The 25,280-nt window shown below is 73.3% G+C and carries 11 protein-coding genes and 29 pseudogenes; 19 read left to right on the forward strand and 21 right to left on the reverse strand.

Annotation, left to right across the window (positions count from 1 at the left end; genetic code table 11):
• Together UK94_RS19880 and UK94_RS19885 are read left to right on the forward strand one after the other, a co-directional pair.
• Positions 1-385: pseudogene (locus UK94_RS19880) on the forward strand (serine/threonine protein kinase); the annotation flags it as partial.
• Positions 343-876 (forward strand): hypothetical protein, encoded by a 534-nt coding sequence (locus UK94_RS19885; protein WP_055751050.1) that lies wholly within the window; start codon positions 343-345, stop codon positions 874-876. The pseudogene UK94_RS19880 and the gene UK94_RS19885, both read left to right, overlap by 43 nt.
• Positions 877-928: 52 nt before the next feature.
• Here UK94_RS19885 and UK94_RS19890 read toward each other — a convergent pair whose 3' ends face one another.
• The 3 genes and pseudogenes from UK94_RS19890 to UK94_RS58845 all read right to left on the reverse strand — a co-directional run.
• A complete protein-coding gene (locus UK94_RS19890) occupies positions 929-1,582 on the reverse strand; it encodes an alpha/beta fold hydrolase (protein WP_011605716.1) in 654 nt (217 codons plus the stop codon).
• A gap of 154 nt (positions 1,583-1,736) precedes the next feature.
• Positions 1,737-2,179 (reverse strand): annotated as a pseudogene (locus tag UK94_RS58840) (glycosyltransferase family 2 protein); the annotation flags it as partial.
• Between the two features lies 1 nt (position 2,180).
• Positions 2,181-2,555, reverse strand: a pseudogene (locus tag UK94_RS58845) (glycosyltransferase family 2 protein); the annotation flags it as partial.
• Positions 2,556-3,409: 854 nt separating this feature from the next.
• Between UK94_RS58845 and UK94_RS58855 the strand changes: the two are divergent.
• The 3 genes and pseudogenes from UK94_RS58855 to UK94_RS74420 form a co-directional block, all read left to right on the forward strand.
• Positions 3,410-3,713 (forward strand): HTH domain-containing protein (locus UK94_RS58855; protein ID WP_235488820.1); only part of this gene is annotated, 304 nt, incomplete at its 3' end.
• 23 nt (positions 3,714-3,736) lie between these two features.
• The coding region (locus tag UK94_RS58860) for a WYL domain-containing protein (protein WP_235488865.1) at positions 3,737-3,986 on the forward strand (250 nt) is incomplete at its 3' end.
• Position 3,987: 1 nt separating this feature from the next.
• Positions 3,988-4,147, forward strand: a pseudogene (locus UK94_RS74420) (transcriptional regulator); the annotation flags it as partial.
• Positions 4,148-4,226: 79 nt separating this feature from the next.
• Here the strand turns inward: UK94_RS74420 and UK94_RS58865 are convergent.
• Together UK94_RS58865 and UK94_RS19905 are read right to left on the reverse strand one after the other, a co-directional pair.
• Positions 4,227-4,481, reverse strand: a pseudogene (locus tag UK94_RS58865) (tellurium resistance protein TerC); the annotation flags it as partial.
• 1 nt (position 4,482) lies between these two features.
• Positions 4,483-5,318: pseudogene (locus UK94_RS19905) on the reverse strand (TerC family protein); the annotation flags it as partial.
• 1,873 nt (positions 5,319-7,191) lie between these two features.
• Here UK94_RS19905 and UK94_RS19915 point away from each other — a divergent pair.
• The 9 genes and pseudogenes from UK94_RS19915 to UK94_RS58915 all read left to right on the forward strand — a co-directional run.
• Positions 7,192-8,778 carry a helix-turn-helix domain-containing protein gene (locus UK94_RS19915; protein ID WP_055751052.1) on the forward strand — a complete coding sequence of 529 codons (1,587 nt, stop codon included), beginning with the start codon at positions 7,192-7,194 and terminating at the stop codon, positions 8,776-8,778.
• A gap of 52 nt (positions 8,779-8,830) precedes the next feature.
• The coding region (locus UK94_RS58870) for a DEAD/DEAH box helicase family protein (protein ID WP_235488823.1) at positions 8,831-9,211 on the forward strand (381 nt) is incomplete at its 3' end.
• Between the two features lie 38 nt (positions 9,212-9,249).
• Positions 9,250-9,355, forward strand: a pseudogene (locus UK94_RS58880) (hypothetical protein); the annotation flags it as partial.
• Between the two features lie 41 nt (positions 9,356-9,396).
• Positions 9,397-9,619, forward strand: a pseudogene (locus UK94_RS58890) (excinuclease ABC subunit B); the annotation flags it as partial.
• A gap of 1 nt (position 9,620) precedes the next feature.
• Positions 9,621-9,721: pseudogene (locus UK94_RS58895) on the forward strand (hypothetical protein); the annotation flags it as partial.
• A 14-nt stretch (positions 9,722-9,735) separates the two neighbouring features.
• Positions 9,736-9,807: pseudogene (locus tag UK94_RS58900) on the forward strand (hypothetical protein); the annotation flags it as partial.
• A gap of 3 nt (positions 9,808-9,810) precedes the next feature.
• Positions 9,811-10,102 (forward strand): annotated as a pseudogene (locus tag UK94_RS58905) (excinuclease ABC subunit B); the annotation flags it as partial.
• Between the two features lies 1 nt (position 10,103).
• Positions 10,104-10,865, forward strand: a pseudogene (locus UK94_RS58910) (helicase-related protein); the annotation flags it as partial.
• A 1-nt stretch (position 10,866) separates the two neighbouring features.
• Positions 10,867-10,963, forward strand: a pseudogene (locus UK94_RS58915) (UvrB/UvrC motif-containing protein); the annotation flags it as partial.
• Between the two features lie 29 nt (positions 10,964-10,992).
• Here UK94_RS58915 and UK94_RS58920 read toward each other — a convergent pair.
• The coding region (locus UK94_RS58920; protein ID WP_235488825.1) for a dephospho-CoA kinase at positions 10,993-11,260 on the reverse strand (268 nt) is incomplete at its 5' end.
• Position 11,261: 1 nt separating this feature from the next.
• A pseudogene (gene coaE, locus UK94_RS58925) lies at positions 11,262-11,616 on the reverse strand (dephospho-CoA kinase); the annotation flags it as partial.
• A 1,216-nt stretch (positions 11,617-12,832) separates the two neighbouring features.
• On the opposite strand from coaE, the pseudogene UK94_RS58930 reads away from it, so the two are divergent.
• The 4 genes and pseudogenes from UK94_RS58930 to UK94_RS19940 form a co-directional block, all read left to right on the forward strand.
• Positions 12,833-12,996, forward strand: a pseudogene (locus tag UK94_RS58930) (peptidase M4 family protein); the annotation flags it as partial.
• A gap of 92 nt (positions 12,997-13,088) precedes the next feature.
• Positions 13,089-13,374, forward strand: a pseudogene (locus UK94_RS58935) (peptidase M4 family protein); the annotation flags it as partial.
• Position 13,375: 1 nt separating this feature from the next.
• A pseudogene (locus UK94_RS58940) lies at positions 13,376-13,939 on the forward strand (M4 family metallopeptidase); the annotation flags it as partial.
• 127 nt (positions 13,940-14,066) lie between these two features.
• Positions 14,067-14,654 (forward strand): hypothetical protein, encoded by a 588-nt coding sequence (locus tag UK94_RS19940; protein WP_055751057.1) that lies wholly within the window; start codon positions 14,067-14,069, stop codon positions 14,652-14,654.
• A 56-nt stretch (positions 14,655-14,710) separates the two neighbouring features.
• Here UK94_RS19940 and UK94_RS58945 read toward each other — a convergent pair.
• The 7 genes and pseudogenes from UK94_RS58945 to UK94_RS58975 all read right to left on the reverse strand — a co-directional run.
• On the reverse strand, positions 14,711-15,553 hold an 843-nt coding region (locus UK94_RS58945; RefSeq protein WP_235488828.1), incomplete at its 5' end, for an EAL domain-containing protein.
• Position 15,554: 1 nt separating this feature from the next.
• A pseudogene (locus tag UK94_RS58950) lies at positions 15,555-16,231 on the reverse strand (EAL domain-containing protein); the annotation flags it as partial.
• 1 nt (position 16,232) lies between these two features.
• Positions 16,233-16,888 (reverse strand): annotated as a pseudogene (locus UK94_RS76260) (diguanylate cyclase); the annotation flags it as partial.
• Between the two features lie 350 nt (positions 16,889-17,238).
• A partial coding sequence (locus UK94_RS58960; RefSeq protein WP_235488830.1) for a DNA polymerase occupies positions 17,239-17,813 on the reverse strand: 575 nt, incomplete at its 5' end.
• A 1-nt stretch (position 17,814) separates the two neighbouring features.
• Positions 17,815-19,069 (reverse strand): annotated as a pseudogene (locus tag UK94_RS58965) (DNA polymerase); the annotation flags it as partial.
• Position 19,070: 1 nt separating this feature from the next.
• Positions 19,071-19,617: pseudogene (locus UK94_RS58970) on the reverse strand (5'-3' exonuclease H3TH domain-containing protein); the annotation flags it as partial.
• 1 nt (position 19,618) lies between these two features.
• A pseudogene (locus UK94_RS58975) lies at positions 19,619-20,085 on the reverse strand (DNA polymerase I); the annotation flags it as partial.
• A gap of 491 nt (positions 20,086-20,576) precedes the next feature.
• Between UK94_RS58975 and UK94_RS19955 the strand changes: the two are divergent.
• A complete protein-coding gene (locus tag UK94_RS19955) occupies positions 20,577-21,155 on the forward strand; it encodes a hotdog fold thioesterase (RefSeq protein ID WP_095212876.1) in 579 nt (192 codons plus the stop codon).
• Positions 21,156-21,630: 475 nt separating this feature from the next.
• On the opposite strand, the pseudogene UK94_RS58980 reads toward UK94_RS19955, so the two are convergent.
• From UK94_RS58980 to UK94_RS19970, 7 pseudogenes are all read right to left on the reverse strand, one after another.
• Positions 21,631-21,856, reverse strand: a pseudogene (locus tag UK94_RS58980) (branched-chain amino acid ABC transporter substrate-binding protein); the annotation flags it as partial.
• A 1-nt stretch (position 21,857) separates the two neighbouring features.
• Positions 21,858-22,032 (reverse strand): annotated as a pseudogene (locus UK94_RS58985) (branched-chain amino acid ABC transporter substrate-binding protein); the annotation flags it as partial.
• A 1-nt stretch (position 22,033) separates the two neighbouring features.
• Positions 22,034-22,344 (reverse strand): annotated as a pseudogene (locus UK94_RS58990) (ABC transporter substrate-binding protein); the annotation flags it as partial.
• Position 22,345: 1 nt separating this feature from the next.
• Positions 22,346-22,803, reverse strand: a pseudogene (locus UK94_RS58995) (ABC transporter substrate-binding protein); the annotation flags it as partial.
• Between the two features lie 263 nt (positions 22,804-23,066).
• Positions 23,067-24,063 (reverse strand): annotated as a pseudogene (locus UK94_RS59000) (ABC transporter substrate-binding protein); the annotation flags it as partial.
• A gap of 1 nt (position 24,064) precedes the next feature.
• Positions 24,065-24,517, reverse strand: a pseudogene (locus tag UK94_RS59005) (ABC transporter substrate-binding protein); the annotation flags it as partial.
• Positions 24,518-25,056: 539 nt separating this feature from the next.
• Positions 25,057-25,280: pseudogene (locus UK94_RS19970) on the reverse strand (ANTAR domain-containing protein); the annotation flags it as partial.

Genomic DNA, 25,280 nt, shown 5'->3' on the forward strand with positions numbered 1-25,280 from the left:
GGCGTTCAGTCCGGATGGGCGGCTGCTCGCGACCACCAGTAAGGACGGCACCGCCCGGCTCTGGGACACCACCGCCCGCGGCAAGGTGGACCAGTCGTTGGCCACCTTCGCCGCCAGCATCGTCCTCAGTGCCGCGGCGTTCAGTCCGGATGGGCGGCTGCTCGCCGTCAGCGGCTGGGGCCGCATCGCCCAGCTGTGGGACACCACCGCCCGCGGCGAATTCCACACTCCGCTGACCTCCTTCACCGGCCACACCGGCCGCTTGGGCGCCGTCACAGCCGTGGTGTTCAGTCCGGACGGGCGGCTGCTTGCCACCAGCGGCGAGGACGGCACCGCCCGGCTGTGGGATACCACCGCCCCCGCGGCGAGGGCAACGCTGCGCTGACCACCTTCACCGCTCACACCGACTGGGTCTCCGAGGTGACGTTCAGCCCGGATGGACGGCTGCTCGCCAGCAGCAGCCGCGACGGTACAGCCCGGCTGTGGCCCACCACCGCCCGCGGCACGGTGGACCAGTCGTCGGCCACCTTCAGGTTTGCGCCCACGCACGTCTTCTGGGATGGCAGTGTGGTGTTCGACCAAGCCGGGCGGCTGCTCGCCACCAGCGGAGACGGCGATCCCCAGCTGTGGGACACCACCGCGCGTGGCGAGGTGGACCAGTCGTTGGCCACCCTCACGAACGCTGCCGCGGGCGTGGTACCCAGCCCGGATGGGCGGCTGCTGGCCACCGCCAACAGCAACAACATCACTCGGATATGGGATCTGGACCCCGACCGGTTCACCAAGGCCGCCTGCGCGGAGAGGGCCAACCGACTCACCGAGGCCGAATGGAAGGCTGTGCTACCCGAGGTCGCTTACACCCCACCCTGCTCCTGACCGGGGGCGCCAGCATCGCCGAGGTGCGGCTCGCGGCCGCGCGTCGCCCGGCTCAGGACGCCAGGGCGAACTCCAGGGTTGCCTGTGCGAGGTCGCGCAGGAACAGGTCACGGTCGAAGCCGTCGCCGTCGTCGGCCAGGTCCGGCGGCGGCGAGTGCATGAAGCTGAAGTGACCCGCGTTCGGCACGATGCGCAGATCCACGTCGCCCGGCGCACTTTTCAGCAGGATGGCCTGGTCGACGGGCGTGACGGTGTCGAGCTCGGCGGCGTGGACGAGCATGGGGACCGTCACTGCGGCCAGGGCGCCGGGAGCGGCGAACCAGCCGGTGGCGGGCGCCCACAGGGCAAGACGGCTGACCCGGGGTTCCCGCGGCACGTCCAGCGGCGTGCCGTCCCGCGCCCAGGGGGTCGCTCCGGCCAGGCAGAGGGCGGCCCAGCCGCCGATGGAGTGACCCACCGCCACGACCGCCGCGTCCGCAGACGCTTCCCGGCGGAGCGCCTCGACCAGCCCGGCCGGACGGGCGACCAGCTCGGCCGTCGTCGCCTCTCGGCCGGCCATGCGCTCGAAGTGGGGCGCGACGACCCGGCAGCCATGGGCGGCGAGATGCTCCAGGAGCGGCTGGTATCGCTGCGGGTCGCCGCCTGCGCCGGTGGCGAAGAGCACGATCCGCTCGGGCTCGGCCGGGCCCAGCGTCAGGATGTCCATGTGTCACTCCTCCACCACGCGCGGTTCTCCGGCGGGACCTGACACCCCGTCCCACCCGGCAGGCCCCCGTGCCGCATCAGGCTACTGAGCCGGTGCCGATCCCGGTCCGCCCCATCGGCCCGGACGTCGCTGTCCGCCGGGGTCGTGGCGAGGCCTACCCGGTGGCGAGAGGGTCGGCGACCGCCGGGTCGGGTCCCGGCCCGAGCTCGCCGGATCGGGACGCCCGCGCCGGGACAGCGGGCGTCGTGGGGCGGGCGGCGTCGGCCGGGGGGAGGCGGCCGAGGCGACGGCGGGTCGCGGCGGGGGCGGCGCGCCAACGGGAGTGCACGGCGGGTTCCCAGCTCGGCCGGGTCAGGCCGGCCGTGAGGCCGGCGAGGATCCCGGCGGCGCGGCGCGCGTCGTGGACGTGACCGGTGGCGAGTTTGCGGGCGGTGAGGACGACGAGCTGGCCGGCGTGCACCGCGGGCCAGCTCCAGCCCAGGGTGGCGCGGTGGCGACGGGCGTAGATGGCGGCCGAGCGGCCGAGCTCGGCATGCAGCAGGTCGGAGCGGCCGACGGTCTCACCGCCGACATGCACCACCGGCCATTCGTCGTCGGNCCAGGCAAGCCGGCCGCCGGCCGCGTACAGCCGGGTGAACAGGTCGGTCTCCTCGTAGTACATCCAGTAGGCGGGGTCGAAGCCGCCGAGGCGCAGGAAGGTCGGGACGCGGATGGCGAAGAAGGCGCCGACGGGGTGGCGCAGCTCCGGCCACCGGGCGACGGCCGCCGCTTCGCCGCGCAGCGTGATGAAGGCGTTCGTGCGCGAGGTCGGCAGCACGCCGCGGGACCGTCCGGGGCCGCCCTCGCTGGCGAGGAACGGGAATCCGACGACGTCGACGGACGGCGGGTACCAGGCGAGGAGCTTCGGAAGGACCTCCGCGGTGTCGTGGGGGATCGTCACATCACTGTTGATCACCAGTAGCCAGTCCGGCGCNGGGCCGTCCGCGAGGGCNCCTCGGACGGCGAGGTTGACGGCCGTGCCGTAGNCCACGTTGCCGTGGCCCTCGACGATCCGCACCCCGGCGGGCACCGGGCGCCCGGCGAGGGTGCCGTTCTCTACCAGCACCGTCTCGCAGCCGTTCATGGCGACCAGGACCGAGAGCAACTGGTGCANATGGGTCGAGCCTCCGNGGGACACGACGACCGCCAACAAACTGTGCATCATCCGCCTTCACTAAAACATAAAGCGATTACGAGAGGATCGATGATCGCCTCGCCGTACGTCCACGGAGTACACCGGCGAACATATCGGGCCAGGTTGATCGATCAGGATTTCGCCGATGCCGCCGCACTCATGGCCACACCCCCGTCCACGACGACAGTCGTGACCCACCCCACCCCGGCCGACCAGCCCGGACAGCTGTCGCGACCAGGGTAACTAGCGCATCGAAGTGCTCCACGTTTCCCTTCCCGGCGAGTCGCGCATCGCGACCGGTCCAGCCGTCAACCGAATCTTCCGAATCATGCACCGGAAACACTTCGGATGCGGATCACGGCATCACCCGAGCGAAATTCCGACCCCCGATCACGCTCACCTCCGTCGCCCCACGAGGCACCGAATCCGGCGCCGAACCCACGCCTGTCGCGCCGCCCGCCGCCGCCGGTCACCGGGCCGCGCCGCCCGCGTCCGCCGCCGCCCGCGTCCGCCGCCGCCCGCGTCCGCCGCCGCCCGGGTCCTGCGCGGTTCGGCGCCGCGGCCATCGCACATCACGGGCATGGGGCAGCGAGATTGCCCAAGTCGCGCTGTTTCGCCACCAGTCGTGACAGGGCCCTGTCAACGTGGAACGCATGCCGCACCCAGATCGACTGACCGCGATCGTCGAGGAGCTGCGCCGGGCCGGACCCGCCGGGCGAACAGCCGCAAGCCTGGCGGCCCGGCTGGACGTCAGCGTGCGAACAATCCGCCGGGACCTGCTCGCCCTCCAGGACGCCGGGGTTCCCGTCGGCGGGATCTCCGGACCCGGGGGCGGGTACGTGCTCGCCCAGCACGCGATGCTGCCGCCCGTCGCGTTCACCCAGGGCCAGGCGAGCTCGGCCGCCGTGGCACTGGCCGCCGCCGCGACCGGCCCACTGACCCGCGACGGCGCGGCGGNGCTCGAGAAGCTGCTCGACATCATGCCTGCGCCGCAGCAGCGACAGGTCGCCGAGCTGGCCTCGCGCGGCTGGGCAGGACCACCCGTCGTCGCCCGCACGGCGCTGGCCACCACGATCGAGGACGCGCTGCGGGGCGGCCGGGTGCTCGCGATCGACTATCAGGACGCCGCCGGCAGCCGAACCGTCGGCCGCCGGGTGGAGCCCCAGCTGCTCGCCTTCACCGGCGGCCACTGGTACCTGCTGGCCTGGTGCCTGGATCGGGGCGGCCCACNCTGGTTCCGCTGGGACCGGATCTCCCGCGCCGTCGACACCGGCCAGTCGGTGGACGACCGCGACCCGTTCGCAATCTTCACCGCGCCCCCGCCCGGCCTTCGGCGTATCCGCCGGGCCCCGGCGCCCGGCCCGCGCGGCGAGCCGGCGAGGCCGAGCTGACCGGTCCCGCGGGCCGTACCCGGCGGGCGGTCCGCCGGGGACAGGCCGACGGGCCGCCCGCGCCGGGCGGAATGCTGGCCTAGCGAGGGTGCCCACCGGGGAACCCGCCGCCCGCCCCGGCGACCTGGCGTGGTTCGGCCTGGTCGGCCGCCGGGGCCGGTGCGGAACTCGTCTCCGCCGCCGGCGAGCCTTCCACATCCGCCTCCACTTCGGCCTGCGCATCCGCCTCCGCTTCCGGCGCCGGCTTGTCGGCGGCCCTCTCCGCGGGCGGCTCGGTCAGCAGCGACCAGACCACCGAGACGGCCAGCGCGACGGCGATGACGCCGAGCGACAGNGCGATCGGCATGTGCCACACGTCGGTGAGCAGCATCTTCACGCCGATGAAGGCAAGGATGAACGCCAGCCCCGTCGCCAGGTGGTGGAACCGTTCCATCAGGCCCGCGAGCAGGAAGAACAGCGACCGCAGACCCAGGATGGCGAGCGCGTTGCTGGTGTAGATGAGGAACGTCCGGTCGGTGACGCCCAGGGCTGCGGGCACCGAGTCGAAGGCGAACAGCACGTCGGCGGTCTCGATCGCGACGAGGACGGCGAGCAGCGGCGTGGCGACGAGCCTGCCCGCGCGGCGCAGGACGAAGTGCTGCCCCTCGTACTGATCGGTGACCGGCATGACCCGCCGCAGCAGTCTCACCGCTCGGCTCTGCCCCGGGTCCATCTCGACCCCGCTGTCGCGCAGCATCTTCACGGCCGTGTAGATGAGGAAGGCGCCGAAGATATAGATGATGAAGCTGAACTGCTCGAGCAGGGCGACCCCGGCGGCGATGAAGACGAACCGCAGCACCAGAGCGCCGAGAACGCCGTAGAACAGCACCCGGTGCTGGTACTCCCGGGGGACCTTGAAATACGAGAAGATCAGCGCGAAGACGAACAGGTTGTCGACGGACAGGCTCTTCTCGAGCAGCCAGGCCGCCGTGTATTCGCCGGCGGCGCCGGGGCCCTGCCAGGCCCAGATCACCCCGGCGAAGCCGAGGCCCAGCGATACCCACAGCACGCTCCACCAGGCGGCCTCGCGGAAGCCGATGACGTGCGCCTTGCGGTGGGCCAGCAGATCGATGGTGAGGAGCCCGAGCAAGGCGCCGACGAAGGCGGCCCAGGCCCAGAGGGGAACGTGCACGGAGATCTCCAGAGGTGTCGCCGGTCGCGGCCCGGATGCGCCACCCCGGTTCCTCCGGGGCGGAAGGTGTCGCCCTGACCGGCCGGGCGCCGTTGCCAGCGGCCGGTCAGAGCACGTTCACGTACGCCACACCATCAGCAGATGAGCGTGCAGCGACGAATTAATTACTATTAGTAGCTATTGGGAGGCGCGATCGTCCCGGCGTCCCCGGACCGGATCCCTTGAGGGGGTCCGGTCCGGGGCGTGGCCGAGGTGGACCGGCCGGGCGGGCGAACTGCCCGCCGGCGGGATCAGCGCCAGAGGTTGCCGGGCCGCACCGGTCGGGTGCTCCGCCCGCGCAGCGGCGCCGTCTCGATCGCCTGGCTGAGCTCGACCGGGCCGACGGTGCCGACCATCCGGGGGCTGCCGTCCGCCACCGGCTCGACCACGACGACGCAGCCGGCGGCCGGCCGTTCGAGCAGCCTCGCGGGCAGGTCGGCCACCGCGTCGTCCGGGGCGGCGGTCGCGACCATGGACAGCGGGATGCAGACCCGGTTGACCCGGGCGAGGTCGCGGTCGTCCATCGGGACGGCGGCGAGGTCGCGCAGCAGCGCCACCCCGGCGAGCGAACCATCGAAGTCCTCGACCCCGAAGACGGCGCGGTGGGCGGGCAGGACCACGTCGTCGAGGGCGTCGTCGACGGTCGACCAGGACGACAGCGCCGGCGGCGCCGGGCTCATGACGTCCCGCGCCACCAGCCCCGCCAGGGCGGCGTGGGTGCGCTGCTGGGACTGGGCCAACCGGGAGGCCCCCAGCGCCAGCCAGCCGAGCAGCACCGCCCACAGCCCGACGAAACCGACGAGGAACACGCCCGCGACACCCACGGCGATCATTGACCAGCCGCTGATGACGCCGGCCCGGGCGACGGCCTGCTCGGCGCGCTCCCGGCTGCCGGTGCGGCGCAGCACCCGGGCGGCGATCAGCCGCCCACCGGAGCTGCGCGGGCTGGGCAGCACGTCGATGAAGGCCACCAGCAGCGCGAACGTACCCACCCAGACGGCCACCTGGCCGGCCAGTTCGAGCGTCCCCGCCGGCGCCAGCGCGCCGAGGGTGACAAGCAGCGCACCGGCCAGGGCGGTCACGCTGAGACCCGCGCGGGCGACCTGCGCCTCGGCGCGGACCTCGGCACCCGACTCGACGAACCTCGGGCCGGTGGCCGGGCTCCCCGGGCCGGTCGCGGAGTTCCCTGAGGCGGTGTTCGGCGGCACGACGACGTCGACTCCGCCGCCCGCGCCGAACGTGCCCGCAGATCCGGCCGCTCCCGAACGCCCGGTGGGCGAGGCCGACCCGCCCGGCGCAGGTGCGGGCCCGGCGCGGCCCGCGAGGGTCACGCCCGCCCCGCCGCCGCCCCCGTCACGGCCACCGAGGGCGACCGTCAGGCGGCTGCCGAAGGCGCCGAGGGTGATGCCGACGACGGTCAGCCCGGCCCGGCGGGCGGCCCGGGCCCGCCGCAGATCCGCGCCCAGCATGATGCCGACAAGCAGGCCCGCGCCGATCAGCCCGCCGCAGAGGTAGGCGAAACCGGGCCGGTCCGGCACGGTGGCCGGCAGCGTGATCGCGGCGAGCAGGACGGTGACGACCGCCACCGAGACGGCGAGCCCCGGACGCACCGTGATCGGCGGAAACCCTCCCCGCCTGGTGGCGTCGTGGGTGGTCATGTCCNCTCAGACTCCTCTCCGTTTCCCCGTTCCCCGGCCGGGGTGGCCGACCGGGTGCTACACATGCTCAACGTCTAGCGTGCCCTTCAACGTCCCGGCAGACACCGCACGGACTCCGCGACTTCGCCTATGATTTTGCTGCCGAGGCTCGGCAATCAGGAGCGGGAGGCGAGGAAGTGGACGAGGCGGACGAACCGGCCGGGACGGCCGCGGTCGACGACGACGCGCCGGCCGGTCTGCCCGAGACGAGCCTGACCCGGCTACCCCGCGCCGCCGTGCTCGCGGCTGCCGACTCCCGGCTGCATGCCGGCCTGCTCGGCGACTATCTCGACGTCCTCGCCTCGGCGGCGGACAGCGGCCGGCGGCTGACCCGGGCGGAACTGGAGGCGTTTCGCGACCTCGGCCAGGCGGCGGCGGAGTCCGGGGCGTCGCTGCGTGCCCTGGTCGACCTCTACCTTTCGGCGACCTGGCGGGTGTGGCCGTCGCTGCCGGCGGTGCGGGCCACCGACCGCGCCGCCCGCGAGCTGACCAGGGCGTCGAGCGAGCCGGTGGCGCCGCGGCAGCTCGCCGACGCGCTGCGCTCGGCCGGGGAATCGGTCGGGGCGGTCTCGCGCACCCGCGCCGCCGCCTCCGCGGTGCTGCGGGCCAGCGACGACGCCGTCGCCGCCGTGTGCGAGGGCTACGAGGCGGCCCGCACCGCCCGGGCGCGCTCCGAGGAGGCGCTGCGCCGCGAACTCGTCGACGACCTGCTCACCGGCACGTCGGCGGTGAGCCAGTTGCTGGAGCGGGCCGGGGCGTTCGGCCTGCGGCTGGAGGCACCGCACACCGTTCTGGTCGTCGCCGGCAACCGGCGCTTCCTCGACGGGCGGGCGCTGACCCGCGCGGCCGAGACCATCCTGCGCGAGCACAGCCTCACCGATCCGCTGGTCGCGACCCGCGACGGCCTGCTCGTCTGCGTGGTGCCCGAGCAGGGCGACCTGGCCCGCGGCCCGCAGCCGCCCGTTCGCGGCCGCGCCCCGGCCGGCCGGTCGGCGGCCGGGGTGGACGCCGCCGGCGGCGTCGCGGCGGCCGGGCAGGCGCGCGGCGCCGCGCCGGGGCCGCCGGGATCACCGGGATCACCGGGCCCGTCGGGATCACCGGGGGCGCGGGCCCGGCCCGCGGCGGCCGCGGGCAGCCGTCCGCCCGGCCGGCGCCGGGCGGACGAGTCGGGGGCCGCGGACGCGGGTTTCTCCCCGCTGCCCGCGTTCGCGCCCACGCCGGAGGCCCCGGCCGCGATGGCCGCGCTGACCCGCCGGCTGCGGGCCGAGCCCGGCCTGCTGTGGCGGGTGGGGGTCGGCCGCGCGCGCAGCGGCGTCGCCGGGGTCCGGATCGGTTTCGAGGAGGCCCGCGGCGCCGCGGAGCTCGCCGGCCGCCTCGGGCTGGAGGGAGCCGTCGTCCACACCGACGACCTGCTCATCTACAAGGTCCTGCTGCGCGACCGGGAGGCGCTGGCGGAGCTGGTCGAGGCGGTGCTCTCGCCGCTGCGGGCCGCCCGGGGCGGCGCCGGCCCGCTGATCGACACCCTCGACGCCTACTTCACCACCGGCGCAGTGGCGCTCGCCGCGGCACGTCGGCTGCACCTGTCCGTGCGGGCGTTGACCTACCGGCTCGACCGCATCCACGCGCTGACCCGCCACGACCCGACCTCCCCGACGGATCGGTACGTCCTGCAGACGGCGGTGCTCGGCGCACGGCTGATCGGCTGGAACCCGGCTGGCGGGTGAGCCGCCGGCGGCCGGTCGGAAACTGTCGGAGGGCTGTGGTGTTCTGGTAGACGTGAGCACAACGTTCGAACGGCCCAGCCTCGACATCGAGCGGACGCGCGCCCCGTTCGAGGTCGTGTCCGACTTCTCCCCGTCGGGCGACCAGCCCGCCGCGATCGACGAGCTGGCCCGGCGCGTGCGGGCCGGCGACACCAACGTGGTCCTGCTCGGCGCGACCGGCACCGGCAAGTCGGCGACGACGGCGTGGCTCGTGGAGCGCCTACAGCGGCCGACGCTGGTGATGGCGCCGAACAAGACGCTCGCGGCGCAGCTCGCCAACGAGTTCCGCGAGCTGCTGCCGCACAACGCGGTCGAGTACTTCGTCTCGTACTACGACTACTACCAGCCCGAGGCGTACATCGCGCAGACCGACACCTACATCGAGAAGGACTCCNCGATCAACGAGGAGGTCGAGCGGCTGCGGCACTCGGNGACGATGAGCCTGCTCACGCGGCGGGACGTCATCGTGGTGGCGAGCGTGAGCTGCATCTACGGCCTGGGCACGCCGCAGGAGTACATCGACCGGATGGTGCGGCTGNGCGTCGGTGACGAGATCGAGCGGGACCTGCTGCTGCNCCNCTTCGTCGACGTCCAGTACACCCGCAACGACCTGGCTTTCACCCGGGGGACCTTCCGGGTCCGCGGCGACACGGTGGAGGTGTTCCCGGTCTACGAGGAGCTCGCCGTGCGGGTCGAGATGTTCGGCGACGAGATCGAGCGGCTGACCTACCTGCACCCGCTGACCGGGGAGATCGTCCGCGAGGTGGAGGAGATCTTCGTCTTCCCGGCGACGCACTACGTCNCCGGCCCGGAGCGGATGGAGCGGGCCATCGCGGGGATCGAGGCGGAGCTCGCCGAGCGCCTCGCGACGATGGAGCGCCAGGGCAAGCTGCTGGAGGCGCAGNGGCTGCGGATGNNCACCACCTACGACATCGAGATGATGCGCCAGGTCGGCTTCTGCTCCGGGATCGAGAACTACTCCCGGCACATNGNCGGCCGCGAGGCCGGCACCGCGCCGCACACCCTGCTGGACTACTTCCCCGACGACTTCCTGCTGGTGATCGACGAGTCGCACGTGACGGTCCCCCAGATCGGCGGGATGTACGAGGGCGACATGTCCCGCAAGCGCAACCTCGTCGAGCACGGCTTCCGGCTGCCCAGCGCGATGGACAACCGCCCGCTGCGATGGGAGGAGTTCCTGGAGCGCATCGGCCAGACCGTCTACCTCTCGGCGACGCCGGGCCCCTACGAGCTGGGCCGGGCCGACGGCGTGGTCGAGCAGATCNTCCGGCCGACCGGGCTGCTCGACCCGGAGGTCGTGCTCAAGCCGACGAAGGGGCAGATCGACGATCTCGTCCACGAGATCCGCCTGCGCGCGGAGCGCGACGAGCGCGTCCTCGTCACCACGCTGACCAAGAAGATGTCCGAGGACCTCACCGACTACCTGCTCGAACTCGGCATCCGGGTGCGCTACCTGCACAGCGAGGTGGACACCCTGCGCCGGGTGGAGCTGCTCACCGAGTTGCGCCGCGGCGACTTCGACGTCCTCGTCGGGATCAACCTGCTGCGCGAGGGCCTCGACCTGCCCGAGGTGTCGCTGGTGAGCATCCTCGACGCCGACAAGGAGGGCTTCCTGCGCTCCGACAAGTCGCTGATCCAGACCATCGGCCGCGCCGCCCGCAACGTGTCCGGCCAGGTGCACATGTACGCGGACAAGATCACCCCGTCGATGCGCCACGCCATCGACGAGACGAACCGGCGCCGCGAGAAGCAGATGGCCTACAACGCCGAACGCGGCCTCGATCCGCAGCCGCTACGCAAGAAGGTCGTCGACATCCTCGACGACATGGTCCGCGAGTCGGCCGAGGGCGAGCTGATCGGCGGGGGCGGGCGGTCACAGTCACGCGGCAAGGCGCCGGTGCCGGGGATGAAGTCCCGGGGCGGGGCGCAGGGCACGGTCGGCCGGTACGCCGCCGAGCTCGCCGGGATGCCCTCGCACGAGCTGGCGCAGCTCATCCGCCAGCTCGACGACCAGATGCACGAGGCGGNCAAGGAACTTCAGTTCGAGCTGGCGGCCCGGTTGCGCGACGAGATCGCCGAGTTGAAGAAGGAGCTGCGCGGCATGGGTGCCGCCGGGGTGCAGTAGCCCACGCACCCGGCCGCGACGTGCGTTGGTTACGGGGTGGCGGCCGGGGGGTGTTCGGTGGCGGCCCGGGCGTCGCGGCGGGCGAGCAGCTCCCGCCAGACCTCGTCGAGGCGGGCGTCGAGCTCGTCGAGGCTGCCCCCGTTGTCGATGACGATGTCGGCGGCGGCGCGGCGCTGTTCGTCGCTGGCCTGCGTGGCCATCCGGGCGAGTGCCTGGTCGCGGGGCAGGCCGCGGCCCTCCAGCCGCACCAGCCGCAGCTCGCGCGGCGCCTCGACGACCAGCACCAGGTCGTAGTTGNCCTCCGCGTGCACCTCGACGAGCAGCGGCACATCGTGCAGGACGATCCCGTCCGAAGAGAGCTGCGCGATCCGCCGGCCGGTCTCGGCCCGGATGAGTGGATGGATGATCGCCTCCAGGCGCCCACGGGCCGCGGCATCGGCGAAGACGATCCGGCCGAGTGCCGGGCGGTCGAGGCTGCCGTCGGGCGCGGCCAGCTCGGCTCCGAACTCCGCCAGCACGGCGGCGAGGCCCGGGGTGCCCTGAGCGACCACGTCCCGGGCGATCTGGTCGGCGTCGATCAGCAGCGCCCCGCGAGCCGCGAGGCGCGCCGACACCGCGCTCTTGCCCGAGCCGATACCACCCGTCAGACCCACTGTGAGCACGATGCCGAGTCTGCCAGCCCGTGCCGGTAGATGTTCCGCCGGGCCGGCGGGCGCGGCAGCTGCACTGATCGGGCACTTTACTGCTCGGCCACCTCGGCCTACCGCCTTCGCCGCGCGGGCGGCGGTTGGCAGACTGGTCCGTGTGGGGGTAGCCGAGACGGGGCGGGCGCAGTCCGTTCCCACGCCCGCCGTCCCCAGGCCTGCCGTTCCTGAGCTGCCAGGTGGCGCCGACGCGGCACGGGCCGGTGGCGCGGGAGGAGCAGGACGGGCCGACGGCCCCGCACGGGCGGAGCCGGTCGAGGACCCGGCAGGAGTGAGCCCAGCCGAGCACGCCACAGAGGCGGGGCCAGCCGAGCACGCCGCAGAGGCGGGGCCAGCGGAGCACTCGTCCCGGGCGGTACCGGCCGGGCGACGGCTTGCTCACCGATTGTGGCCGGTGCTGCTCACCGGCTCGCTGCTCGGGCTCGGCGCCCTGGGGCTGGCCCTGGTGCCGGCGCTCGCCGGCCGGGCGCCGCTGCTGCTCATCGCGCTGCGGCCCACCTGGGCGATCCTGCTGCTGGTGGGCGGGTCGGTGCCGTTCGTGCCGGCTCTGCTGGTCGCCGCGTTCTTTCGGGCCCTGGTCGACGTCGGCTACTTCGGGCTCGCGCGCAACAACATCCGCTCGGTCCTGTTGCGGCGTCTCGGCGACAGCCGCCTGGTCACGGCCCTGGGCCGACCGGGGACGCAGACTCCCCTGCTGTGGTTCTGCCTGGTCAACACCAACGCGGCGGTCGACGCCGCGCTCGGTGCGGGTGGTGTGCCGATGCGTCGATTCCTGCGGTTCCTGATTCCCGGTTCCCTGCTGTCCGCCGCGCTCTACCTGACCGCGGCGCGGGCGGTGGCCCCCGGGATGCGCGGCGCCGTGAACTGGCTGGACGCGCACATGACCTACCTCGTGCTCGGCGGTCTGGCGCTGGCCCTCGCGCAGGCGGCCGCGCGGGCCGGGCTCCGGCAGTGGCACGGCCGGCGGGGCAAAGTACCGGAGGACCAGCTTCGCCNCCATGGCGATGACACGCCATAGCGCAACAACCACACAACACAGACACGCCAGCACACTCTGGACATCCTGCGCCGCAGGTAGCAGGGTCGGTGGCCAGGAGTCACACCACCCGTCGGAGGCACGCCGGGCCTCGGTCCCGGCCGCCGCCGCCACCCTCCGGAGTCGATCATGCCCTGCCCCCGCCCCACCGCGACGAGCCCCGTCTCCCCGGGCGCCACCGTCCCTGGCCCCACCGTGCCCTGCGCCGTCCCGCCGCACGTCCTCGAACGCATCGTCCGCAACGGCAGCGACGACCAGCGTTCCTGGGCGCTGTCCACCCTGCTGCAGGACAGNTCGCACCGCACGATCCGCCTCCACAACGCCCAGCTTCGCTCGGCGCAACGCGGAGTCGTACCGCCGCGGCTGGACCCGGACGCCGGTCCANGGCGCACGGTCGCAGACGCCGCCGGCACCGAGTCGCTGCCGGGCAGAACGGTCCGCACCGAGAACGAGCCTGCCGTCGACGACGTGGCGGTCAACGAGGCCTACGACGGCCTCGGTGCCACCTTCAGGTTCTACTCGGAGGTGTTCGGCCGCGACTCGATCGACGACGAGGGAGTGGGACTGCTCGCCAGCGTCCACTACGGCGACCACTACGACAACGCCTTCTGGAACGGCCGGCAGATGGTGTTCGGCGACGGCGACGGCGAGCTGTTCCAGCGGTTCACGGTNTCGCTGGACATCATCGGGCACGAGCTGACCCACGGCGTCACCGAGGACGAGGCGGCGCTGATGTACGTCAACCAGTCCGGGGCGCTGAACGAGTCGGTCAGCGACGTCTTCGGTTCTCTGGTGAAGCAGTACGCGCTCGGGCAGACGGCAGAGCAGGCCGACTGGCTGATCGGCGACGAGCTGCTCACCGACGCGGTGCAGGGCGTCGCGCTGCGGTCGTTGAAGGATCCCGGCACCGCCTACGACGATCCCGTGCTCGGCGACGACATCCAGCCCGCGCACATGACCGGCTACGTCCAGATGACCGGTGACAACGGTGGCGTGCACATCAATTCCGGCATCCCGAACAAGGCGTTCTACCTCGCCGCGATCGCGCTCGGCGGCTACGCGTGGGAGCGGGCCGGCCGCATCTGGTACGAGAGCCTGCGCGCCCCGCAGGTGCGGCCGAACGCGACCTTCCGCTCGTTCGCGGCGGCGACGCGCCGCCAGGCCGGCGTGCTGTTCGGCGCGGACGAGCGCAGGGCCGTCACCGAGGCGTGGCGCGAGGTCGGCATCGCGGTCTGACGCCGCCGGGCCCAGAGCCCCACGAACCGCATGAAACACCCAGCCTCGGCACAGGCTCCCCACAGCGGGGCCCGGCAGCGTGTCCTCCAGTCGCCACACCGGCGGTCCCGCTGTCCCGAGGAGGAGCATGAACCACGTCAGGATGTCCCGGTTCGCGGGCCGCAAGGGCGCCGCGACGCGACGACACCGGCTCATCCTGCCACTGCTCACGGTCACCCTGACGGCGGTGCTGGCCGGATGCGGGGGCGCCGGGAGCAACGCGGCGGCCGGCGCGGCCTCGTCGGGGACCGCCCCGTCGGCGACCCCGTCCACGGGGGCGACTCCGTCCACGGGGGCGACTCCCGCCACGGGGGCGACTCCCGCCGCCGGCGCGTCGGAGGCGATGGTCGCCTACCGGACCTGCCTCGCGAACAACGGGGTGACGCTGCCGACTCCGGGCACCGGCACCCCGAGAGACGCCCCGGCGCAGGGCGCCCGTCCGACCGGCGCCCCGCCGTCGGGCGCCCCGAACGGCGGCGGACCCGGTGCCGGCGGCGGACCCGGTGCCGGCGGCGGGACGGGGGCCGGCGGCGGATCTGGCGGTGGTGCGCGGCCGGGCTCTACCGCGGCCCCGCCTGGCGTGGATGCCGACACCTGGCGTACCGCGCGAACCGCCTGCGCGTCGCTGGCGCCCACCCCCCCGGCGACCGCCCCGGGGACAGCGGCCGCACGCTGACCCGCGCGCGATGGTGGGTCCGGGCGGTCAGCCGTGCGAGGTGGTGGTCCGTGTGGTCAGCTGCGCGACGGGGGTCGACCCTCGATGCGCCGGCCCGACCGGGCGGGCACTCCCTGCTGCTGGCCGCGTCCCCCCGGCCCGGCTCCCGCCTCGTCCCCGGTCGGGAGCGAGTCCGGCCGCCCGGCCTCCGCCGACCCCACGCCCCCGGCCACACCACCCCCGGCCGTCTCACCCCCGGCGCGCCCCTCCCCCGGCACCTTGCCACCGTCCGTCAGTCCGCCACGGGGCAGTCCCCCGGCCCACTCCGCGGGGGCGCGTTCCGAGGCCGGCAGGGTCGTGGGCGGCAGGGTCGTGGGCGGCAGGGTCGTGGGCGGGGCCGACGGTCGTGCCGCGGCCCGGGAGCGGAGCAGCTCGGACATCTTCGCCGCCGGCAACGGCACCGAGATCGCCTCGCCCTGAAGCAGGTCGCAGCCAAGGTCGATCATCATCGCCAGCGTGCGCTCGTCCTCGATCCCCTCGCCGACCACCCGCAGCCCGAGCCGGTGGCCCAGGTCGAGCACCGATCGGACGATCGCGGCGTCGGGCAGGCTGCCGCGGGCATCCGTGACGAAACCCCGGTCGATCTTGACCTCGTCGAAGGGGAGCGTCTTGAGGATCTCCATCGAGCTGTAGCCGGTACCGAAGTCGTCCAGGGACAGCGAGACTCCCTGCGTCCGCAGTTCACTCAGCATCGTCGCCGCCCGGGTCGGCTGGGTGACCAATGCGCTCTCGGTGATCTCCAGGGTGAGGACGTCGCTGGCCAGGCCGTGGGCCGCCAGTGAGCCGGCAACGACCTGGGGCAGGTCGTCGAGCACCAGCATCCGGGCGGAGAGGTTCACCGAGACGGGCAGGCGCAGGCCNTCGTCCGCCCAGGCGGCGCACTGGCGCAGCGCCTCGTCGAGGACCCAGCGGGTCAGATCGGCGATCAACGGGGAGCGTTCGGCGACGGGCAGGAACACGCCGGGCGCCAGCAGCCCCCGCGTGGGGTGGTGCCAGCGCAGCAGCGCCTCCGCGCCGACGATCCCACCCGAGCATGCCGACTGCAGCGGCTGGTAGTACAGCACCAGCTCGCCGCGAGTGATCGCGGTGCGCAGCTGCGCGTACAGCGCGATCTCCTCGGGCCGCACGCCGGTGATGCCGGGATCCCACAGCCCGACGCTCTCCCCCACGCGCTTGGCCCGCAGCAGCGCCGAGTCGGCGCAGGTCAGCAGCCCGCTCATGGTGGTGCTGTCGCGGGGGGCGACGGCGATCCCCACGGAGGCGTCCACCTCGACGTCGACGCCGCAGACCTGGAAGGGGCCCTGGATCTGGCGCAGGACCCGCCGGCCGAGCACCCGGCGCCGCTTCGTCTCCGCCGCGGTGGGCACCGGCAGGGGCGCTCCCGGGCGGCTGGCGGCCATCGCGACCGTGGAGGGGACCGGCATCCCGCGGAAGACGAGGGCGAACTCGTCCCCGCCGGCCCGGCCGACGAAGGCCGGGATCGGCCGCAGCCCGGACAGCGTCCTCGCGATGATCTGCAGCAGCCGGTCCCCGCCGACNTGCCCGAGCGCATCGTTGATCTCATGGAAGCGGTTGATGTCGACCAGGATCAGGATCGCCTCCCGACCCTCCGCCTGGATCTCCGCCACGGCGGTCTCGCCACCTTCGAGGGTGCCGGCCCGGTTGGCCAGGTGCGTGAGGGGATCGGCGTGGCTTTGCAGCAGGCCCGCCCGGAACAGGCCCTTCACCACCGCTCCGGCCACGACCGTGCTGAGCGCCGCCGACATCGGACCCGCCGTCTGACCCAGGTCGCCGCCGGCCGCCACGCCCGCCACAAGCGCGCCGGTGATCATGGCGATCACCAGGACCGCCATGGGAGCCGTCACCAGAGCGACATACGCACACAGCGGGGGGAACCAGACCAGGTACATGTCGGCGTCGCTGCCGGCGCTGGCTCCGGCGAGCGCGAGGGCGAGGGCGGCTGCCAGCGAGGCGGCGGCGAACGGCGGCACCCAGCTCCAGCGCGGCCTCGCCACCAGTCCCAGCACGACGTTGGCCGCCGCGACCAGCAGGCCGACCCAGCTCTCCCAGCGCAGCTGGCCCGGTGAGCCGGGCAGGACGGCGGCGAGCAGGAACAGGGCGGCGGCGCCCGTCGGCGCGGCGACGAGGAACCGCCGACGGTCGGCGAACGTACGACCGCTGTGCACGAACCGCATCCCTCCCCGCCGCTCCGGCCGGTCCACAGGACGTGGCCCGGACCGCCCATTCCGCCACGGTCCCACGGCGGGCTATTCGGCTGGGTCGACATATCCGGCGGAGAATTGCGGGCCGCACCAGGGCCACGGTGACCCGGTGCCGAGGTCACCACCCGCGACGCTGACGAGATCCAGGTCAGGCTTTCTTCAACATAGCCGGTGCGGCGCAGCGGCTAACATCCGCGTCCGATACCTGCACCGCCACCACGCGACCATGTCCGGACATAGCCCGCCGCGCGTCCACGGAAATCCCGGCCGGAACGTATACAGACCATCGGCACAACCTCCCCGGGAATGGGCGTTTCCGGCATTCAGTGGGCGGCGTCGTCCCAGGTCCGGCCGGCTCCGACGCTGACGTCGAGGGGCACCGACATGGTGTATGCCGACGTCATCTCGGCGCGGACGAGCGCCTCGACCGCGTCGTACTCGCCGGGAGCGATCTCCAGCACGAGTTCGTCGTGGACCTGGAGCAGCAGCCGGGAGGCATGCCCGCCGGCCCGCAGCGCCCGGTCCACCCCCAACATGGCAATCTTGATGATGTCGGCGGCCGAGCCCTGAATCGGGGCGTTGAGGGCCATCCGCTCGGCCATCTGCCGGCGCTGGGCGTTGTCGCTGGTCAGGTCGGGCAGGTAGCGCCGGCGGCCGAGCATCGTCTCGGTGTAGCCGTCCCGGCGGGCTCGTTCGACCACGCCGCGCAGGAAGTCGCGCACCCCGCCGAATCGGCCGAAGTAGGCGTCCATGTGCTCGCGCGCCTCGTCGGGGGCGATCCCGAGCTGGCTGGCGAGTCCGAACGCCGACAGCCCGTACGCCAGCCCGTAGGACATCGCCTTGATGCGCCGCCGCAGTTCGGGGTCGACCTCGCTGACGGGCAGGCCGAACGCCTCCGNGGCGACGAAGGTGTGCAGGTCTTCGCCGGACCCGAACGCCTCGATGAGGCCCTCGTCGCCGGACAGGTGCGCCATGATCCGCATCTCGATCTGCGAGTAGTCGGCGGTGAGCAGGGTCTCGTAGCCGGGGCCGACGACGAAGGCGCGCCGGATCTGGCGCCCCTCGGCGGTGCGGATCGGGATGTTCTGCAGGTTCGGGTCCGTGGACGACAGCCGGCCCGTGGCGGCGATCATCTGGTTGAACGTGGTGTGGATGCGGCCGGCATCGTCGATCATGGGCAGTAGCGAGTCGACGACGGTCTTGAGCCTGGCCACGTCCCGGTGGCGCAGCAGCACCGGCAGCAGCGGATGGTCGGACTGCACCGCGAGCCACGCGAGGGCGTCGGCGTCGGTGGTGTAGCCGGTCTTGATCTTCTTGGTCTTGGGCAGACCGAGGTCGTCGAACAGGATCTGCTGAAGCTGCTTGGGGGAACCGAGGTTGAACGTCCGGCCGACGATCTCGTGGGCCTGCGCGGCGACGGCCGTGACCTCGCCGCCGTAGTGCTTCTGCAGCTCGGTCAGATGATCCTGGTCGGCGGCGATGCCGGCCCGCTCCATCCCGGCGAGGACCGTGACCAGCGGAAGCTCCATGTCCCGCAGCAGGACCGCGGCGGAGCGGCGCTCCAGGTCCGCGTCGAGCTCGTCGGCGAGCTCCAGGCACGCGCGGGCCCGCACCGCGTCGGCGTGGGACTCCTCCGCCTCCCCGGAGCCGTCGAGGGTGAGCTGGCCGTTGCCGGCCGGCTCGACGGCCAGATCCCGGTGCAGGTAGCGGGCGACCAGATCGGCCAGGTCGAACGAGCGCTGGCCGGGCAGGGCCAGGTAGGCGGCCAGCGCGGTGTCACTGGTGACGCCGGCCAGTGTCAGGCCCAGCTCCGCGAGAGCCAGCATCGGACCCTTGACGTCGTGCGCCGCCTTCGGCTGGTGGGCGTCGGCGAGCCAGCCGCCGAGCGCCGCCAGGTCCGCCGGGGTGAGCTGGGTCGGGTCCAGCCAGGCCGCGGCGCCGTCGGCCGAGGCCAGCGCGAGGCCGGACAGCACGCCCGTGCCCCGCCCCCAGGTTCCGCGGGGATGCAGGCCGGTACGGCCGACGCCGCGGGCGTGCTCGTCGAGCCACTGGGCCACCTCGTCGGGGCCGAGGGTGGTCAGCTCGACCTCGAAGCCCTCCTCCACGGGCGGCGGGGCGGTGGCCAGGGCGGCGTAGAGGCGCTCACGCAGGACGNGGAACTGCAGCGTGTCGAACAACTGGTGGACGGCCTCGCGGTCCCAGGGACGCAGGCGCAGCTCGTCCGGGCCGACGGGGAGCGGGACATCGCGCGACAGCTCGGTCAGCGAACGGTTGCGGATGACCGACGCCAGATGGGCGCGCAGCGACGCCCCGGTCTTCCCGCCGATCTCGTCGGCCCGGTCCACCAGCTCGGCGAGGGACCCGAACTGCTGGATCCACTTGGTCGCGGTCTTCTCCCCCACCCCCGGCACGGAGGGCAGGTTGTCGGACGGGTCGCCGCGCAGCGCCGCAAAATCCGGGTACTGCACCGGCGAGAGACCGTACTTCGCCTGCACCTCGTCCGGGGTGAAGCGGGTCATGTCGGAGATGCCCTTGCGGGTCATCAGGACCGTGACCCGCTCGTCGACGAGCTGCAACGCGTCCCGGTCGCCGGTCACGACCAGCACGTCCATCCCCACCGCGGCGCCCGCGGTCGCGAGCGTGGCGATCACGTCGTCGGCCTCGTAGCCGGCGGCGCTGACCCCCGGCACGGCGAGCGCGTCNCACACCTGATGAATGAGGCTGACCTGCCCGACGAAGTCGGCCGGGGTCTCCGAGCGGCCCGCCTTGTACTCGGCGTACTGGGTGTGGCGGAAGGTCGGCGTCGGCAGGTCCCAGGCGACCGCCACGTGGGTCGGCTTCTCGTCGCGCAGGACGTTGATGAGCATCGAGGTGAATCCGTACACGGCATTGGTCGGCTGACCGGTGGTGGTGGAGAAGTTCTCCACCGGCAACGCGTAGAAAGCGCGGTAGGCCAGCGAATGCCCGTCAAGCAGCAACAGCCGCGGGACCGTGGCTGCGGCTGCGGCTGCGGCCTTCTTCGCCGCGGGCGCCGCCTTCTTCGCCGCGGGCGCCCTCGCCGGCCGAGCCGCCGCCGTGGGCTTCGCCGCCGCGGCCGACCCACCTGCCGCGGGCGCGCTCGTCTCGACGGCATCGCCGGCTCCGGCAGCGAGAGCCGCGTCGGTCGACAACTCGGCCCCGGCGGACCCCGCCTCGTCGGCGGATCGTGCTTGGCCAGCGGATCGTGCCTGGCCGGCGGACCCTGCCTGGGCGACCGACCCCGCGTCGGCGGCGGACCCCGCCGGCGGAACCTCGGCGGCGGACGGAGCCGACTGGTCGGCGGGCGAGTTCGACGTGGTGACGGACACGCGGCGAGTTTAGGCCGTGCGTCCGACAGTTTCGTCGCCTGTGGGCGGTCCGCCGCGGCGCGGGGCCACTGCACGCCCGGCACCACGCGGTGGTGACCGCGACCTCCGCACTGTTCGGGCGGCCTGCCCTGCCCTCCCTCCGCAGCCTCCGGGTCGCCTCGGCGCTTCGACGCCCGTGGGTGCAGTTCCCCTGCACAGCGGTCGCGGGGCGGTTCCGGTGGCCGTCCGGCGGCGAGGCGAGCGCCGCGCTGCCACCACAGACCGTCACCGGACACCGCAAGGAACAGGTGAGCGGCTGCACTAGGCTGATGGTCATGACCGCTGCCGATGCCGCGCCCGCGGCTGACGACATCGCCGCGATCCAGAGCAGCGGCGCAGGCGCCGGCACAGACGTCGGCGGGAACGGCGGTACAGACGCCGGCGGTACAGACGCCGGCGGCGACCGGCGCGCCGAAGCCGACGCGGTGCGGCTCGCCGCGCAGATCAACGCCGCGCGCGGGGAGATCGAGCAGCGGATGGGCATCGTCCTCACCGAGGCGAGCCCCGACCGGCTGGTCGCCACGATGCCCGTCGAGGGCAATCGGCAGCCCTACGGTCTCCTGCACGGCGGCGCCTCCGTGGTGCTCGCGGAGACGCTGGGCTCGGTCGGGGCGAACCTGGACGCGCCGCCCGGCTCGATGGCCGTCGGCATCGAAATCAGTGCCTCGCATCACCGGTCGGCGACCTCGGGCACCGTCACCGCCGTCGCCACCCGGATCCGTGGGGGGCGCACCCTTGTCACCTACGACATCCGGATCACCGACGACGCCGGCCGCGTGACCTGCACCTGTCGCCTCACCTGCATGATCCGCGGCGGCCTGTCGGCCGGTCGGAACGAATCCGACCCACGCTGACCGGAGTGGACCNCCGCCACCCGGGACACAAAATCCGGGCAAGGATCGCCCTGATCGCAGTATTTCCCGTTTCTCCTGCCCACCAAAGAGGATGCCCGAACGGACACACCGGACCACTCCGGTGCATTGACCAGATGCATGGACCGGCCTAATCTCATCGCCGGTGGCACCCGGGAGGGGCGAGTAGACAACGCCCGGACGCGGGGAAGGTCCGGACGGCACCAAAGTCGATCCCGGGTGCCTCAACCTTGAATCCCCGGTCGTGCGAACCCCGACCGGGGCATCGACCCTGGATCCCCGTCTGCGGCCTACAGCCACCCGAACGTCACAGCGACCCGAACGTCACAGCGACCCGAACGGCACAGCGACCCGAAGGTCACAGCAGCCCGGACGGCAGACCGCCGGGTCCGCCCCGCGTGACGCGGACGGACCCGGCGCAGGCGCGGCGGTGCGGGACCGGGGACCAGCCGTGGCGTTACGGCTTGATGAGTGACTCGACCGGGCCGAGCACCGTCCGCTTCCCGTCCCGCACCTCGTAGAGGTAGACCGTCGCCCCCTCCACCTCGCCGTTCTTGCGGAACCGGATCTGCTTGGTGACGCCGGGGACGTTCACGGAGCCGAACGCGGCCGCGACCGACTCCCGGGTGGCCCCCGGGCCGATCTTGCGCAGCACCTCGATGATCGCGTTGGTGGCGTCGTACNCCTCGCCGGAGTACGTGCCCGGCCGCGCCCCGCTGTTGACCGTCCGGTACTCGGCGACGAATTCGGCCGCGGCGGGATCGCTGTTCGGATCTCCGCAGGCGCAGGTGAGCAGCGTGCCCTCGGCGTTGCCGACGCCGGCCTCCCGGATGAGCTGGTCGTCGTTGGACCCGTCCCCNCTGACGATCTTCCCGGTGAAGCCCTTGCTGCGCAGCGTCTTCGTCAGCGCCGCGAGCTCCGAGTAGTAGCCGGAGTAGTAGAGCACGTCCGGATGCGCATCGATGATCTTCGTAGCCTGAGAGGTGTAGTCCTTCGTCGGGTTGATGCCGTCGTGGACGACCGTGACGTCGTGGGCGGTCAGCGCCTGCTCGAGCGCCCCGGACAGGCCGATGCCGTACTCACTGCGGTCGTCCAGCGAGTAGACCTTCGTCGCCTTCAGCACCTTCGTCAGGTATTCGGCCGCAGCCGCGCCCTGGACCGTGTCGGGGGCNATCACCCGGTAGAAGGTGAGGAAGCCGAGGTCGGTGAGCGCCGGGTTCGTCGCCGACGGACTCACCGACAGCAGGCCGGCCTGGGAGTAGAGCGGCTCGCTCGACTTCGTCGGCCCGGAGAAGACCGGACCGACGACGGCGACGACGCCCGGGTTGTCGAGGAGCTTCTGCGCGGCGGTCGGGCCCTGGTCGGGGTTGCCCTGGTCGTCCGAGGAGACCAGCCGCAGCCGGAACGGCAGATCCTCGCGCCGATTGGCCAGGTCGACGGCGGTCACTACGCCGTCGAAGGCGTTGATGCCAAGTTGCTGGTTGTCGCCGGACAGCGGCCCCTGGAAGCCGATGACGAACTCCTTCTTGCCGACCTCGGCGGTGGAGCCGCCGCACCCGCCGAGCGCGGCCACGGCCGCCAGCACCCCCGCGGCCCCCAGCACTGCCCATCGCCGTCCAGGACCGCTCATGACACGTCCTTCCGCAGCACTTCGCCNCTGGTGTCGGCACCCCGGGCACCGGAGTCCGCCGGAACCGTCGTCGCGAAATCAAGTAACCGATCGACGACTTGTCGCGACGAAACCTAGCCTGCGATACCGACCAAGGAAAGCCCGTAGTGAGCGTGTCGTAGCCTTGAGTAGTTTCTTGGAGTGGAGGCGGAACGTAGGGCCGCGCGACCACACCCGCTCGGCGGGTACGACGACCGGCGGCGCCGCGGGAACCGACTCGCGGGTCAGGCCCGGGTTGTCAGGGCGACGAACCGGCCCCCCAGCACGGTGTAGAGGACGACGCTCGGCGTGCGCGTGTCCCCCCACCGATCGAATCCAACGGAGCCAGTGACGCCGGCGAACGAGCCGCGGCCGATCGCGGCCACGATGTCGTGCCGGGCGGCCGCGTCGACGGCCGGACGGCCGGGCAGCACCGTCGCCGCCGCCCGGATGATCGTCCGTGCCGCGTCGTAGGCGTAGGCGGCCACCGCGGGAACGGCCTCGGCGCGACGCTGGGCAAGCTCGACGGCGGCGTCGTGGGCCGCCTGCCGGCGCTGCGCCGCGGCCGCGTCGCCATCGGCGGCGTCGCTTCCGGCGGCGTCGCTTCCGGCGGCGTCGCTTCCGGCCGGGTGCCGTGCCGCCGGATGGCGGCTCTCCCGCGGCGGCGCTGCCGGCTGGCCGCCCGTCGCCGTAACCGCGGCCGCTTCGGAAGGGCGGGCGGCGGACGAGGTGCGGGTGGCCGGCGAGGTGCCGTTGGCGGACGTGGTGCGGGTGGCCGGCGGAGTGTGGGTGGCGGCCGACGGGGTGGCGTGCTCGCGGTTCCGCTGGCCGGAGTCGGACCCGTGGGTGCCGTCGGCGCCGCTCGGGGTGGTGCTGCCGTCGTCGTCCGCCGGACCGCCGAACCGCTCGGAGTAGTCCGCGACGAAGGCACCGGCGGCCGGAAGCCTCGTCGGCGGGACCAGCAGGCTGGTGATCAGGTCGCCGTCCGCGGCCGACTTCGCGTCGTCGGTGTAGCGGCGTTGCAGCAGTGCGTCCGAGCCCATGACCTGGATCGACGCGCCCGCCTCGGCGAGCCGGGTCCGCAGCTTCCCGGCGAAGGCCGCGCCGGTGGCGACGTAGACCAGGTCGGGGGCCTCCTGCTCGATCGCCTCCACGGTCGATTCCAGCTCAGACCCGTCGGGATCGTCCCCCTGGACCTGGTAGACCGACGTGACCGTCGCCCCCAACGCGGCGGAGCGCACCNCGAACCGGCCACCGAGCGTCGTGCCGTAGCGGGGTTCCCCGTCGACGACGGCGATGCGGCGGCGGCCGAGTGTTCGCACCGCGTACTCGGCGGCCACCCGCGCCTGCAGCTCGTCGGTGCCAGCGAGCCGGAAGTAGGTCGGGTAGGGGCGGGTGCGCGGGTCGGTGCCGACGCCGGTCAGGGCGGGGTCGGCGTTGGACGGGGAGACGACCGGGATGCCCCCGGCGCTCAGCGTGGGCAACGCGACCCTGGCCACGAGTGAACTCAACGGTCCGACGACGCCGATGAGGCGGTCGTTGGCGGTGAAGGCGTCGGCGGCCTGGGCTCCCCCGTCCGGGCGGGACAGGTCGTCGCGGGTGGACAGCTCCAGGCGCCAGCCCGGGATCGCCCCCGAGTCGTTGGCCTCGTCGACGGCGAGCGCGACCGCGTTGCGCACGCTCGTTCCGTCGGCGGNCAGATCACCCGAGAGCGGTGCCATGACACCGAGGGTTGCCACCCTGGTCACGGCGACGTCGGCGCCGCGGTCGCCGTGCAGGACGGTGACCAGGACGAGCCCCAGCGCCGACGGCACGGCCAGGATCAGGGCGACGGTCGCGGCGAGGATCGCCCGACCGCGCCCGGTGCGCCACCGGGCCCGGGCCCACCGGCCGATTCGGCCGGTAACCGCCAGGAGTGCGATCCGCGCATGACCCACGCGGGCCCGCCACGACCGAGCGGACCCCGGCGTCGCTCGCCGGTCGGCCTCGGTCGGCTCGGGCAGGGGGGCGGATGAGCCCGTCGGCTCGGGCAGGGGGGCGCAGGCGCCCGGCGGGGCGGGCTCCGGTGCCTGGGGGGACGGCTGCGGCGCGTCCTCGGGGCCGGGGATCGGCGCTGATCCCGGCGTGGAGGGGTCGCTCACCCGGTCCCCGGCCGGCGCGTGGCCGGGGAGGGCCCGAACGGGGACGTCACGAGCCTGGCAGCGCCTCGCCCGACAGCACAGCCTCGGCGACGGNGCGCATCGTCCTGCGCTGGTTCATCGACGTCCGCTGGATCCAGCGGAAGGCGTCCGGCTCGGTCATGCTGTGCTCGGTCTGGAGCACACCCTTCGCCCGCTCGATGATCTTCCTGGCCTCGAGCCGGCCCTGCAGGTCCTCGACCTCGGCCTCCAGGCTCACGATCTCCGTGAACCGGCTCATCGCCATCTCGATCGTGGGCAGCAGGTCCTTCTTCTGGAACG

This window comes from Frankia sp. AvcI1 (genome assembly GCF_001420875.1).
Classification (GTDB): domain Bacteria; phylum Actinomycetota; class Actinomycetes; order Frankiales; family Frankiaceae; genus Frankia; species Frankia alni.

Bases quoted from the DNA above. Each gene is read 5' to 3' on its own strand.
- UK94_RS19955 (WP_095212876.1), top strand. From the start codon at position 20,577: ATGACCGCTGCCGATGCCGCGCCCGCGGCTGACGACATCGCCGCGATC.
- UK94_RS19890 (WP_011605716.1), bottom strand. From the start codon at position 1,582: ATGGACATCCTGACGCTGGGCCCGGCCGAGCCCGAGCGGATCGTGCTC.
- UK94_RS19940 (WP_055751057.1), top strand. From the start codon at position 14,067: ATGAACCACGTCAGGATGTCCCGGTTCGCGGGCCGCAAGGGCGCCGCG.